The sequence below is a fragment of the Flavobacterium zepuense genome (assembly GCF_007097145.1).
GTDB classification, from domain to species: Bacteria; Bacteroidota; Bacteroidia; order Flavobacteriales; family Flavobacteriaceae; genus Flavobacterium; species Flavobacterium zepuense.
This window is the reverse complement of the sequence record NZ_VJVZ01000005.1, coordinates 159484-174174: the sequence shown is the minus strand read 5'-3', so window position 1 is coordinate 174174 and position 14691 is coordinate 159484. Positions and strand designations below refer to the sequence as shown.

Annotated in this window: 10 protein-coding genes; all 10 read right to left on the bottom strand. The window is 43.5% G+C overall.

The genetic code is table 11. The features are described from left to right. Window positions 1–211 precede the first annotated feature (211 nt). Window positions 212–1390, bottom strand: a complete 1179-nt coding sequence (locus tag FMM05_RS09570) for an aldose epimerase family protein (RefSeq protein ID WP_143373145.1) — start codon at window positions 1388–1390, stop codon at window positions 212–214. Between the two features lie 30 nt (window positions 1391–1420). After that, window positions 1421–2125: an L-ribulose-5-phosphate 4-epimerase gene (locus FMM05_RS09565; RefSeq protein WP_143373144.1), complete on the bottom strand. Its 705-nt coding sequence runs from the start codon at window positions 2123–2125 to the stop codon at window positions 1421–1423. Continuing rightward, the gene (locus FMM05_RS09560) at window positions 2109–3800 is read right to left on the bottom strand and encodes a ribulokinase (protein WP_143373143.1); all 1692 of its coding nucleotides are present in this window, start codon (window positions 3798–3800) and stop codon (window positions 2109–2111) included. Before FMM05_RS09560 ends, FMM05_RS09565 begins: the two co-directional genes overlap by 17 nt. 118 nt (window positions 3801–3918) lie before the next feature. After that, on the bottom strand, window positions 3919–5895 hold the full coding sequence (locus tag FMM05_RS09555; RefSeq protein ID WP_143373142.1) for an alpha-L-arabinofuranosidase C-terminal domain-containing protein: 1977 nt from the start codon (window positions 5893–5895) through the stop codon (window positions 3919–3921). Window positions 5896–5927: 32 nt separating this feature from the next. Beyond that, window positions 5928–7931, bottom strand: a complete 2004-nt coding sequence (locus tag FMM05_RS09550; protein WP_143373141.1) for a glycoside hydrolase family 127 protein — start codon at window positions 7929–7931, stop codon at window positions 5928–5930. A gap of 23 nt (window positions 7932–7954) precedes the next feature. Then, window positions 7955–8956, bottom strand: coding sequence for an arabinan endo-1,5-alpha-L-arabinosidase (locus FMM05_RS09545; protein WP_143373140.1), 1002 nt, complete (start codon window positions 8954–8956; stop codon window positions 7955–7957). Between the two features lie 3 nt (window positions 8957–8959). Next, window positions 8960–9964, bottom strand: a complete 1005-nt coding sequence (locus FMM05_RS09540) for a glycoside hydrolase family 43 protein (protein ID WP_143373139.1) — start codon at window positions 9962–9964, stop codon at window positions 8960–8962. Window positions 9965–9975: 11 nt separating this feature from the next. Continuing rightward, window positions 9976–11481, bottom strand: a complete 1506-nt coding sequence (locus FMM05_RS09535; RefSeq protein WP_143373138.1) for an arabinan endo-1,5-alpha-L-arabinosidase — start codon at window positions 11479–11481, stop codon at window positions 9976–9978. An 11-nt stretch (window positions 11482–11492) separates the two neighbouring features. Beyond that, on the bottom strand, window positions 11493–13049 hold the full coding sequence (locus FMM05_RS09530; protein ID WP_185965551.1) for an alpha-N-arabinofuranosidase: 1557 nt from the start codon (window positions 13047–13049) through the stop codon (window positions 11493–11495). 83 nt (window positions 13050–13132) lie between these two features. Beyond that, window positions 13133–14671: a RagB/SusD family nutrient uptake outer membrane protein gene (locus FMM05_RS09525; RefSeq protein WP_185965550.1), complete on the bottom strand. Its 1539-nt coding sequence runs from the start codon at window positions 14669–14671 to the stop codon at window positions 13133–13135. Between the last annotated feature and the right edge of the window lie 20 nt (window positions 14672–14691).

Genomic DNA, 14691 nt, shown 5'->3' with positions numbered 1-14691 from the left:
CGAAATGTAATATCAAATATATAGAAGATTATTATGTACGCGAGACGCAAAGCATGCGTCTTTACAAAATACAAAAGGCCGTTTCAACAGAAACGGCCTTTTCTCATTAGAAATAAATAACTAAACTAACCCATTGTAATATTATAACCCAAAATAATATCACCCAATTTAGCATCTAACTTTAAATAAGTTCACTACTGCAATTCCCTGATTATTTTACAGAGAATTTATAAGTAGTTTTAGAAGTATATTTTTCTCCCGGGCTTAACACCGTTGATGGGAATTTAGGCTGGTTTGGCGAATCAGGGTAATGCTGTGTTTCCAGGCATAATCCGCTGCGCTTTTCATATTTGCCGCCTGTTTTGCTGTCTTTCGTACCATCTATAAAGTTACCGCTGTAAAACTGTATGGCAGGCTCTGTGGTATATACCTGCATGTATCGGCCGGAGGCTTTGTGGTAAACGCTGCCCACTTCGCGCAGGTCTTTAGCGTTATTATCAGTAAATACCCAGCAATGGTCATAACCGCCGCCTTTTTTAAGCTGGTCATCAGTAGCATTAATGTCTTTACCAATTTCTTTAGCGGTATTAAAATCAAACGGAGTACCTGCAACGGCTTTAAGCTCGCCTGTTGGTATCAGCGTAGCATCAACCGGCAACATCCTGTCCGCCTTTAGCTCAAGCTCGTGGTCTAAGATGGTTTTACCCGCACCTGAAAGGTTAAAATACGAATGCTGCGTTAAGTTAACAACCGTTTTTTTATCAGTTTCTGCTTCGTATGAAATCTCTAAAGCATTATCGTTTGTAAGCGTATAGGTAACAACTGTTTTAAGGTTACCAGGATAGCCTTCTTCGCCGTCTTTAGCAGTGTAGCTAAGTTTAAGCGTAGGGTTTGCACCGGCAACTTCTTCTGCTGTCCATACCCTTTTATCAAAACCTTTACCACCGTGAAGCGAGTTAGGCCCGTCATTAACCGTTAACTGGTATTGTTTGCCATCTAAGGTAAATTTACCTTTAGCAATACGATTACCGTAACGGCCAATAGCTGCGCCAAAAAAATAAGGATTACCGTTAAAATAATCTTCTTTTTTTGCGTATCCTAAAACAACATCTTCATATTTACCGTCTTTATCCGGAGCAGTAAGCGATGTAATAATACCACCAAGGGTAATTACCTCCATTGTCATACCTTTCTCGTTGGTAAGGGTATATTTTTCAATTTTTACACCTTCGGGCGTTGTACCATAATCTGACTTTACTATCCCTGATTTTGTTGCTGGCTGCTCTGTTGTTTCCGGCATTGCTTCTTCTTTTTTCTCATCTTTACAGCTTGTAAGCAGCACGGTGCAGCAAAGCAGTAAAGAAAAGCCTGTTTTAATATTTTTTATCATTTTGGTTTGGTTTAGCGGTTTGCAAGCTCATTAGTTTTGACCGTAATACGAATCCTTACCATGCTTACGGTCGTAATGCTTTTTAATTAAAGAATCTTTAAGCCTTGGCGCCGCAGGGTTTATTTGCAGCGTTAAGTACGCCATTTCGGCTACAGCCTCAAGCACTTTACTATTGTAAACTGCTTTAGCAGCAGTCTTACCCCAGGTAAACGGCCCGTGGTTGCCCAGCAATACCATTTCTACTTCCTGGTGCGATAAGCCTTTTTCTTTAAAGCAGTCCAATATCTGTATACCGGTGTTGTGCTCATAATTACCTTGTATAAGGTTGTCTGCCATTGGCGGTGCACACGGAATATCGGCCGTAAGGTGGTCGGCATGCGTAGTACCAAATATAGGTATATCACGCTGCGATTGCGCCCATGCTACCGAATAGGTTGCATGCGTGTGGGCAATGCCACCTATGTCATCCCAATGTTTGTAAAGGTAAGCATGTGTTTTAGTGTCAGACGACGGACGCATGGTACCCTCAATAATATTGTTATCAAAGTCGACAATAACAATATCTTCAGGCTTTAAAACTTCATACGGAACCCCGCTTGGCTTAATGGCAAATAGCCCTTTAGACCTGTCTACGGCGCTAACATTACCAAAAGTGTAAATTACCAGCTTTAATGCATCAAGCTGCATATTAGCCTCGTAACACTCCTGTTTAAGATCTTTATAGCTGGAACTCATAGTTTTTAGATTTTATTGCGGTTTCTACAAAGTTGCCTAAATCTTTGTAAGATTGCAATAGTGTTTCAAATTTAACTACCTGATCGGTCTGAGGGAAGTACTCCGCCTCAAAATCGCTGCCCATTACTTTACTGGCTTCTATTACATTGCTGTAAACACCGGCAGCAACCGCTGCATAAATTGCAGCACCTAATGCAGGAGCCTGGTCTGACTCCGCCACTTTAATAGGCATATTAAGTACGTTAGCCAGTGTTTGCATGATGAATGGCGACTTACGTGCCACACCACCAATACCAATAACACTGTTTATTTTAACGCCTTCGGCCTCAAAACGGTCTACGATCATTTTAGAGCCAAAGCAAATAGCATTAACCAATGCCTTGAATATGTGTGGTGCTTTAGTACCTAATGAAAGGCCTGTCATGGCACTTTTAAGTTCCTGGTTAGCATCGGGCGTACGGCGGCCGTTAACCCAGTCTAACGCTACAGGAATAGCCTCTGATAACGGAATGTTCTCTGCTTGTGCGGTTAGTGTGCGTATAAAGTTGGCATCTATTTCTGCCTGTAGTTTTTGTTTCTGATCGTCGGTTAAAATTGCCGATTTCATTACCAGGTTGTCTATTGGCCATGAAAGGATGTCTTTAAACCAGGCCAGTACATCGCCAAAAGCCGATTGCCCTGCTTCAAGCCCGATAAGCCCCGGAATAACAGAACCGTCTACCTGCCCGCAGATACCTCTAACGGTATTGGTACCAATAATTTCTGATGGTGATATCATAATATCACATGTAGAAGTACCCATAATACGCACCAAAACGTTCTCATCTACTTTAGCCCCTACTGCCCCTGAATGTGCATCAAATGTACCTACAGCAATAACCGTGTCGGTAGTAAGGCCTAATTTGGCAGCCCATTCGGCGTTAAGGTTACCCGCAACAACATCAGATGTATATGTTTCATCATATAAATTGTTACGAAGCGTAGCAAGGTACGGGTGCAGTTGCGAAAGGAATTCTTCTGCCGGAAGGCCATCCCAGCTTTCATGCCACATGGCTTTATGTCCTGCTGCACAACGGCTGCGTTTAAACGATTTAAGGTCGGCGTTATCAATAAGCAAATACGTCATAAGATCGCAGTGCTCCATCCAGGTATGTGCCGCGTTTTTAACCGCTTCGTCTTCCCGTACAATGTGAAGTATCTTAGCCCAAAACCACTCAGATGAGTAAATACCACCCTCAAACTTTGTGAAGTCCTCGCCACCCCATGAGGCAGCAAGTTGGTTAATTTCGTTGGCTTCTTTTATAGAGGTGTGGTCTTTCCACAGCACCATCATGGCATTAGGGTTTTCTTCAAAGCCTTTAACCAAGGCAAGCGGTTTACCGTCCTGCGCTACAGGAATGGGAGATGAACCAGTGGTATCTATACAAATACCGACTATAGATGCGGGGTTAACCTCGCTGGTAGTAACTACCGATTTTATTGTATTTTCTAAACCTTCAATATGGTCCAACGGATGCTGCCTGAAGCGGTTTGCCTGCGCATCGCAGTACATGCCTTTTTTCCAGCGGGCATACAGGTGCACTTCAGATGCCAGTTCTGCGCCGTTCTCTGTATCGATAAGTACTGCACGAACCGAATCGGTACCGTAGTCCAGCCCTATTACATATTTTTTCATGGTGTGAATCTTTTTAATACCGGTTGCAGGGTTTTATATCACTGCAACCGATTGCGTTATTTGCGACAAATATAATTACAAATTTTAATAAATGTATTTTTTACACTTGTTATTTTTATTACATCTTAACTTTTATAACCACAAAAGAATACGCCGGAACCTCAACATCAATTTTACCGCCTTTTAGCTTGAAAGTGCTTTCTTTAGGAGTAACCGTTTCAGTTTGGAAATTATTCTCTGAAGCAAGGTCATCGTTCTTTAACGTAATAAGCGTACCGCTTGCTCCCAGTTTCTTCCCTTTAACGCTAATATCAGTCTGCTGGGCTTTGTTAGAGGTGTTAACTACCTTAATAATAACCTCTTTAGTATTTTTGTCGGTTACCGCGGTAGCAAAAAGGCCGTCTTTACCTGTAATGGCCTTACTGCCTTCGGTAATAGCAACAAGATCGGTACCAGCGTTGTTACCGTACAGTTTCTGAACATAATAGTTAGGCGTAGCATAACTTTGCAGGTTATTGAACCAGATAAGGTCGGGAGTCCACTGCCAGCCATCGGCATGGGCAAAAAGTGGTGCGTAACTCGTCATGTGTACCACTTCGGCATTACGCTCAAGGCCGGTCATAAATGCAGCTTCGGCAAGGGCACCATCCCAGTTGTTTTTATTGTCAGGGCTTGCAATAGCCTTACTTTGAGCAGCATACTCTCCTGCAAAAACTTTAGGGCCTTTACGGTCGTATTTGTCATAACGGGTAACGTTATCTTTAAACCATGTAGGTGTGTTATAGTAATGCTCATCTATAATCTGGGCATTAAGGTCTTTAAGCTGCTCCCAGCCGTAATCAAAATAATCACCGTCAGGGAAAGGGCCACTACCCGATACGATCCTGATATTAGGGTACTTAGCATGTATGGCTTTTTCAAAAACTTTGTAGCGCGCTATATAATCAGGCCCCCATTGCTCGTTACCAACACCTATAAGTTTTAGGTTAAAGGGTTGTGGGTGGCCCATATCGGTACGCAGTTTACCCCATTTGGTTGAAGCACTGCCATTTGCAAATTCAATAAGATCTAACGCATCCTGAACGTAAGGGTCAAGTTCTGCAAGAGGTACAAGCTCACCCGTGTTAAACTGGCAGGCAATACCACAGCTTAAAACCGGAAGCGGCTCTGCACCAATATCTTCCGCCAATTGAAAATATTCAAAAAAACCTAAACCAAACGACTGGAAGTAATCAGGGGTTGGCTTGTGGTCAAACTCTGTATTCCAACGGTTTATAAGGGTTTCCCTTTGCTCTACAGCGCCAACAGTCTTTTTCCACTGGTAACGTTGCTCCAGCACGCGGCCTTCTACGATACAGCCACCCGGAAAGCGAAGAAAGCCCGGGTTGAGGTCGTATAACTTCTGAACCAGGTCTTTACGCAAACCCTGTGGCCTGTTCTTCCAGGTATCCTGAGGAAAAATAGAAACCATATCAAGATCTATAACTCCCTTGCCCTCAAAAGTAATCTTTAGCTTGGCCTTAGCCTCTGTAGCAGTGGCTTTTAGCTGAGCTGTATATTTTTTCCATTCTTTAGATGACGGGCTTACCGATGTTTCTCCCAGTACTTTACCGGCAGCATCTACAAACTGGAATTTAATTTTAGAAATATTACCACTCTGATTAGCTGCCATTATAGACAGGTTATAGCTATCGTTAGCCTTAACACCTATGCCTCGGAAACCTTCGTTTGTAAGTACATAGCCGGCAGCATCTTTAACCTCAACACGGCAAAAATTCTTGTTACCTTCTTTATTATTCACAACCACAGTAGCATAGCCCGACTTCTCGTTAAGCTTATGACGGTCGCTATTAGGCTGTTCCCAGCCCATTAAGGGAGCTTCAAACTCAAAAGAGCGGTTCTTAACCAACTCTGCATACAGGCCGCCATCGGCACCAAAGTTAATATCCTCAAAAAAGATACCGTACATGGTAGGCTGTATCTTAATTCCTGTGTCGGCAAGGTCTAACGTAAGTTTGTGCTGTTGTGCGTTGCAAAGCACCGTACCTGCCAGGGCAATTGTAAGGGCTGTGCTTTTAAAAAAATTTGTCTTCATTTATTGGGTTGTATTATATATTCTTCTTTCTTTTATTTTGATGCCATAGGTATCCAAACTTCCATTTTACCGATGCCGCGATTAGACCACGAATAGTATGGAACAGCTGTAAATTTAGCTTTACCGGCAGTGCCCTCTATAGTATAAATACCTTTTAAAAGTTCTGGCTTATGGGTTACTTTAAACGATGTATTTTTAGCTATACTAATGTCTCCAAAGGTTTTAGCGTTGTCTATCTCTTCCACCGCATATACAAGCGGGCCATATTCTAATGATATTTTACCCTTATCATTGGTAATCTTATCGCTGGCGGCAACCTCTCTAACTTCCATCGGAAAATTAACCTCAACCACATCATTTTTCTTCCAGGTACGGTTTATTACAAAGTATCCTTCTGTAATGGTAGCTGACACTTTTTTACCATTAATGCTTAATGTTGGGGTTGCAGGAGCTGCATTTATGTAGGAGTATAATCCGCCCGGCATAACCTCATTACGTGCCCAGCCCGGTACACGCATTTTTATAATAAAACTGCCTTCCTTTTCGGGATTAACTGATAATTTCACCTTGCCGTTCCAAGGGTATGCGGTTTCCTGAGATACTTTAAGCTTAACGCCATCTAAAACTACATCGGCTGTGTTAGACATATACAGGTTTACATACAAGGTGTTTTTTTGATGCGCATATATAAGTCCCGGTATTGCCGGAATAAAACGGATTAAGTTTGTTGGGCAGCATGAACAGTCAAACCAGCCCTGGCGGGTACAGGCACCGCGGTTAAACAAAAATTTACCATCGGCCTCCAGTGCATTAGGATAAAAGAACTCGGTACCTGCTAATGATATTCCTGATATTAAACCGTTGTACATAGTACGCTCCAGCACATCGTTATACTTAACATCGCCCGTTAGGTTAAACAGGCGATTGTTCCAGTATACGCTGCCAATGGCGGCGCAGGTTTCATTATAAGCAGTTAAGTTAGGTAGCTCGTAGTTTGCGCCAAAAGCCTCGCCATCGTGCTTTGCACCTATGCCCCCCGTTATGTATATTTTCTTTTCTACCATATTATTCCACAGCTTGTCTACTGCGGCACGGTAAGCTGCATCTTTATAAATGGCGGCAATATCGGTCATCCCGGCATACATATACACAGCACGCACGGCATGGCCCACTACCTCATCCTGCTGAACTACAGGCTTATGATCTTGTGCATACTCGCCATAGTTCTCTTTTTTAGACGGATCGCCCCTGTGGTCTAAAAAATATTTGGCAAGCTTTAGGTAATCTTCCTTACCTGTAATTTCATACAGTTTTATAAGGCCGGTCTCTATGATCTGGTGGCCCGGTACGGCATGTATCTTATCCGGCCCATCGCCAAAGGTTTTTACAAACAGGTCGGCATTTTTTAAGGCAATGTCTAAAAAGTTACGTTTGCCGGTAGCCTTAAAATGTACCGCAGCAGCCTCATACATGTGGCCTGCGTTATATTCTTCATGGCTCATGTTCATATATTCCCAGCGCACACCTTTATCTACCTTAACCCAGTCGGCAGGTGGCTTGGCAGGGTTAATAGTACGCCAGGTGGTAAGGTAACCATCTTTTTCCTGACCTATTTTTACTATGCTTATAAGCGAATCTAAAAGCACCTCCAGCTTTTTATCTGGAGAGCTTATTAGTGAGTTTGAAGCACCTTCAATTATCTTGTAAACATCAGAATCATCAAAAGGCATTACACCTTTTACAGTTCCCTGTTTAACGCCGCCTGCAATAAGGAAGTTTTCAAAACGGCCTTCTTCGCTGCATTTTTTAATAGCGTATTCTATAGTTTTTTCCTGAACTTTTTTTATTATGGGAAGCCAGAAATCATCGGTAACTTTTACATTACTTATCTCAACAGGCTGAATAGGATATCCCGAAATTAATACGGTTTGTTGTGCCTGTGTTGCACCACCTCTTGCAACAGCTGTTTTTTTTGTTTGTGCGTAGCCTGTAACTGAGGCTGCTAAAAATAATAGGCTTATAATTTTATATTTCATTATGTATTGTATTTGGATAACGCTTAATCCATAGGTGTTACCTTAGGCCAGCCGTTTTCCCATTTAACCTCTTTAATTTTAAGTTTGGGTGCGCCTTTTTTAGCCGAGTCATATGCATGAAAAACCATGTAGTCTTTTTCGTTAAAAGTATAGGCACTGTTGTGGCCTACACCTGCCCAGTTCTTGTTACCCTCTATTACTAAAGTGCCACCACCCCGGTTAAGGTCCTTGCCTGAAGCATCTACATAAGGGCCGGTAACCGTTTTAGAACGGCCTACTACTACTTTGTAGGTGCTGTTTTCGCCACGGCAGCAATAGTCCCACGAAAGGAACAGGTAGTACCAGTCGCCTTTTTTGAATACAAATGGGGCTTCGAGGGCTGCATCGCCGGGGTCTTTATCTTCCAGGTTAAAGCTGCGCTCGCGGCGCGCCACAGTATACCACTCCTCTTTTTTGTCTATCGAAAGTAAATCCGGACTAAGCTTTACCATTTTTAGTCCGTTCCAAAACGAGCCAAAGGTTAACCACGGGATATTGTTATCGTCGTAAATAAGGTTAGGGTCTATAGCATTCCAAAGGTCGCGGTTAGGAACCGATTGTATAACAATGCCATGGTCTTCCCATTTAAAGTTCTTGTCGGAAGGATTAAGCGTTTTGTTAGTGGCAACGCCTATGGCCGATGTATTTTTTGCGAATGATGATACCGAGTAGTATAAGTAATACTGCCCGTTGTGGTAGGAAACATCGGGAGCCCAGATGTGGTCTTTAAAATCGGGGGCTACGCCGGTTGCCCAAGTGGGTGGGGTCTCGAACACAGGCTTAAGCTGCGTCCACTCCTTCATATCTTTAGATGAAAACACTCCAATGCCGTGACCGGTACAAAACAGGTAATAGGTACCGTCCTGCTGGATCATTACGGGGTCGTGCACTATAGTTTCGCTTATGGGCAGCGCCTTCTGCGAGAAAGCACTGCCATAAACGAAGGAAATAATTAAACTAACCCAAAAGTTTAACACTGTCTTCATATTTTATTGTATTCCTTCAGATGTCATTACCACGCGTTTCATGGTACCATCTGTGTTATAGTATAATTTATCCACACAAACCGATCTTCTAAAGCTGCTGCCATCGTGTTGTGTTGCCCCGTTGTGGTATATAAAATACGGCTGCCCTTTAAAATCGATAATGCTCTGGTGGTTGGTATTGCAGTTGCCTGCCAGTTCGTTAAGAATGCCTTTAAATTCCCACGGACCTTCCGGCGATTTGCTCATGGCATAGGCAATTTTCTCAGGAAACTCATATGCATACGAAAGGTAATACCAGTCACCGTGCTTGTGCAGCCACGGGGCTTCGGTAAAGTTTTTAAGGCCTTCCACCACATGTATAGGGCCATCGGCCTCCAGCATGTTCTCTTTAAGCTTTATGTATTTACACACCTGGTTGCCCCAGTATAAATAGGCCTGCCCGTTATCATCTATAAATACGGTTGGGTCTATATCATCCCAGGTAATGCTTACCTGTTTGGTCATATCGTTAGTAATTAGCGCTTTGCCAAGGGCATCTTTAAATGGCCCTGTAGGCGAATCAGACACCGCTACGCCAATTGCCTTACCCGGAATGGTAGCATGCTCTACTGTTACATACCAGTAAAATTTGCCGTTGCGCTCTATAACCTGGGCTGCCCAGGCATCGCCCTTAGCCCATTTAAAATCGGTAGTTTTTAAAGGCACGGGGTGCTCTTTAAAATGAACCATATCGGCGGTGCTGTACACCAGCCACTCGTTCATTTTATAAAAATTGAAATCGTTTGGCGCTTCGTCATGCCCGGCATATAAGTAAACCGAATCTTTGTAAACCAGTGCGGCAGGATCGCCGGTATATTTGCCTTTTATTACAGGATTGTTAAGCGCCAGCGGTTTTGCCCCCGCTGCTCCCTCATCCTTATTTTCGTTACCCGATGCATCTGCTACTGTTTCGTTTTTACACGAAAACAGCAGGAACGCATTTAGTATAACCAATACAACTTTCTTCATAATTGTGTTTGTTATTGAACTTTCTTACCCCAAATTGCAGTGCCGGCATTGTTAAGCCCCGACAGCAAGATGGTAGATTCGATTTTGTTTTCCCAGTCGCGGCCGCGCTCTACATGCAGTTTATCTACCCATGTGCCACCCCATGTAAGGGTAAGCCACGGAGCAGTATAGCTCCATGTATTATTGGCATCGCCGTTTATGGTACCCCCTGCATCAAGCTTAAGCGAAACAGAGGTTTGGAAATTAGGATCGGTTTGTTCTGCCGAATAGCCCGGTACCACTTGGTAACCCAGTATAATTTGCTCATAATTGCCTACAAGGTCGGCACTGGCAATAGCGGTTTGTGCAACGCCTGCATAACGCTCGGGCGATACAATAGGCCAGCCATCTTCCGTCCAATACACAGGGCGAACGTGTAAATCCATAAAAAAGCTGTTCTCACCCGGCCTGCCCTGGTGTGCCATATAGTACTGGCTGGCATCGTCTTTAAATACCGAGCAATGCGAAACACCCTGCCAGCCGGAGTGGCCGTTAAATTTATACGGAGCCAGTATCATAGGGCTGTCGTCAAGGTCATTGTTTATATCATTACCCGCATAATCCAGGAACGGCCCTTCGGCAGAATCGCTCCTGCCCACACGCACGTTGTATTTTGTCTGTAACCAGTCATAAGCAATAAACAGGTAGTATTTATTAAACTGGGCGTTGTAAACAATTTCCGGACCTTCTATATTACCGTTAATGCTGTTGCCGGTAGAGCCGCGCTGTGCCACCCTGATACCTTTATCGCCACTGCTCATAGCAAGCCCCGTAGATGGGTTTAACTGCAACATGTAAATACCATCCCAGGCAGAGCCATAATACATCCAGTGCTTACCGCTCTGGTCTACAATAACCGTAGGGTCTATAGCATTGGTTTGTATAGAGGCATCGGCTAAAGAGGTTACCACAAGGCCTTTCTCTGTCCAGGGGCCAAGCGGTGTTGTGGCTGTTGCCAAACCTATTACACTTAGCCTTGGTGTAGGCGATGATAACGAGTAGTATAACCTGTACTCACTGCCTACTTTTGTAACATAAGGTGCCCAAAGTGCATTAAAAGGCGCTCCGCCTTTAGATTGTATAAAGGCTTTGCCCATAGCAGGAAGCTCCGGGAATACCCAGCCCAAAAAATTCCACTGGATAAGGTCGGTTGATGTACGCACCTGTATACCGGGCTGTACCTCTGCGCCAAAAGCAACATCGGTACTATAGCAATAGTACGTATTGCCATTTTTTATGATAGATGGGTCATGAACGTTACGGTACCCCCATTGGTAAATATTAGCCACGGGGGCCATATCATAATAGGTATCGGTAATGGAGTTAATGTCAAAAGCAGGTGGGGTGTCATCGGTTACAACATCGTCTGTTGCAACTGTATCTTCGTTAGGTGCATCTTTAGAACATGATGCTGTTACTACCGAAGCCAGCACGAATGCCGCAGCTAACGCCTTATATTTTATTTGTGTAAGCTTCATGCTGAATAATATTATTTACCTTCTAACACTACTACCGAGAATGGCGGTAATGTTACCGAAAGTGTTCCGTTCTTAAATTTGAAATCTTTAAACTCTTTCTCAGTAATAGCATTCGGATTTTCGAATGTATTATGATCCTGTAGTTTACCCGATGATATAATTTTTGCCGTAAAGTTTTTAAGCTTAAGCGACTCCAGGTTTATCTCTGTAGTAATCTTATCTGTTGAGTGGATATTTACAAGAGAAATATGTGTTTTACCATCTTTAGCTGATGCTGAAGCCGATATTGCAGGAAGCGTTTTATCGCCAAACTTATAATCAGGCGATGCCACTTTAATAGGGATTAGTTTAGCATCCTGGTGCACTTTGTACAGGTGCATTACATGGTAGGTAGGCGTTAGTATCATCTTGTCGCCTTTGGTAAGGATAACAGCCTGTAATACGTTTACCGTTTGTGCAAGGTTAGCCATACGCACCCTGTCGCTGTGGTTGTTAAATATATTTAGCGTTGTACCCGCTATCATGGCATCGCGCATGGTGTTTTGCTGGTAAAGGAATCCCGGGTTTGTACCCTCTTCCACATCATACCATCCGCCCCACTCATCTACAATAAGTGCTATTTTTTTAGCCGGGTCGTATTTATCCATTATTTCGGTATGCTTTGTAACCAGCTCTTCCATCTTAAGGGCAGTTTGCATGGTTGTAAAGTACTGCTGCTCATCAAATTTAGTAGACGAACCTTTCTTTTCCCACGTTACAAAAGAGTATGAGTGCAGTGCCACACCCTCTATAAGATTCTTAGGGATGTCGCGCATAAGCACTTCTGTCCAGTGGTAATCGGCCACATTAGCACCCGATGCGATCCTGAACATTTTACCGGAGTTGGTCCAGTCGCTCATAAAAGTAGCATACTGCCTGTAAAGGTTAGCATAGTGCTCAGGGGTCATATTTCCTCCGCAGCCCCATGCCTCATTGCCAACACCCCATATATTTACGCCCCACGCCTTCTCCCTATGGTTCTTTTTTCTAAGGTCGCTCATTGGGCTCTTACCGGTGTGGTTTACATATTGTATCCATTCTGTAAACTCCTGCACTGTACCACTACCCACGTTTGCCGCAAGGTAAGGCTCTGTACCCAGTGTTTCACAAAGATCTAAAAAGTCATGCGTACCAAAGCTGTTATCTTCGGTAACGCCGCCCCACCATTGGTTAACCATTTCCGGCCTTTCATCTTTGGGGCCTATACCATCTTTCCAGTGGTAGGTATCGGCAAAACAGCCACCCGGCCAGCGTAGGTTAGGTATGCCAAGCTCTTTTAATGCAGCTATAATATCGTTACGCACGCCGTTTGTATTAGGTACCGTGCTTTTTTCGCCCACGTAAAAACCATCATAAATACACCTGCCCAAATGCTCAGCAAAATGCCCATAGATATGTTTATTTATGGTAGGGGCATTTTCCTGGCTTGCCAGAGTTATTGTTGATTTTTGTTGTGCTGATAAAGACGAACCCGTAACTAATGATACTGCCGTAAATAATAACGCTACATATTTTTTGTGAATGCTCATAAGGTTTTTTAAATTTTAATATCACGTGGCAAGCCAGTACAGGCTTACCACATGATATTAAGTTTTTTGAATATTTAAATTAATTAGTAACCCGTGTTTTGTACACTTGTTGGGTTATTATCCATTTCCGATTGTGGTATTGGGTAGTACTCCCTGCCCGGCTGATAGGTGTTAAACTCCTCATCGCGGGTTTTTAGCATGGCAAGTTTTGTTGCATCCTGAAACCAGCCCCACCTTTTAATATCATCATAACGGTGGCCTTCGGCAGCGAATTCAAGAAAACGCTCGTGCGCTATCTGGTCCCTCATCTGGCTTTGGTTCATATTAGGCATAACAGTAGCAAGATCCGGTAAATTAACCCTTGTTCTTACCTGCTGTATGTACTGGTAAGCATCTGTAGTAGCTCCGGTTTCGTTTAAGCACTCTGCATACATAAGCAATACATCGGCATAACGTAAAAGGCGCTCGTTAATACCACTCCTCCAGTCGTACTCATCGGCAAACTGGCCGTCGGCATTTTGGTATTTCCTCCAAAACAGGTCGTTAAGGTTAGCAGGGCTGTTTGCATACTTAACGGCAAACTCCTGACCGTAAAGCATCATTCCCGGTTTGTTGTATATAATTGTAGCATCTAAACGAGGATCTACATCTCCATTTACAGTGGCCTCCTGCTGAAATTCGTTAAACAGCGTCCATGTAGGCTGCATATCTGTCCATCCAAAATCGCGTGGAGCATAGGTAATGGCCCTTGCCGATGTTTTACCCCAGCCCGAAGAAGGCTCGCCACCCCAGCCAAGGTTTACACCGCCTGCCTCACGGCTAAACTGCACTTCGAAAAGCGACTCTGAGTTGTTTTCATTTACTGTAGTAAAGTTATCCCTGTAGTTAGCCACAAGCGAGTATACACCCGAGCTGATAACGCTTTCAAAAGCTGTTCTGGCACTTGCAAAATCGCGTGTAAACAAATGTGCTTTACCAAGGTAAGCCATAGCAGCGTATTTTGTAGCACGGCCTGTTTGGCCCGAATCTAATCCGGAAAGGCCATTATAGCTTACAGGCAGTAAATCGGCCGCCATCTGAAAATCGGCTTTTACCTGTGCCCAGGCTTCTTCCTGTGTTTTTTGAGGATACTGAAATGTCTCTGTAGTTAAAGGCACCGGTACATTTTTAAACAGGTTTACCGCATGAAAAAGGTATAGGCCCCTTAAAAAATAAGCCTGCCCTAATATCCTGTCTTTTAAGGCTGCGTCTTCAAATTCAATTTCAGGCACATGGGTTAATACCTGGTTAGCCCTGAATATACCTTTGTAGTAACACTCAAAAGACCAACCGTATATAGCAGGGTCTGCAATACTGGTGTTAAACCTGCCGCAATTTGCCATAGATACCCATGGACTGTTACTGCGGCTATCGTCTGCAGGGCCATCAAGTAATATTTGAGTACACCTCATATAACTACCATCTACCAATAAATTAGCATAAACGGCATTAACACCGGCTAATGCATCGGCATCAGTTTTCCAGAAGGAAGTTTCTGTAGCAGTATTAGGGTCGTTTTGCACAAGGTTGTCCTCGTTTACACACCCGGATAGTAATAGCGCCATTGCTGGTGCAATTACCATATATTTAAAGTTTTTAAAAT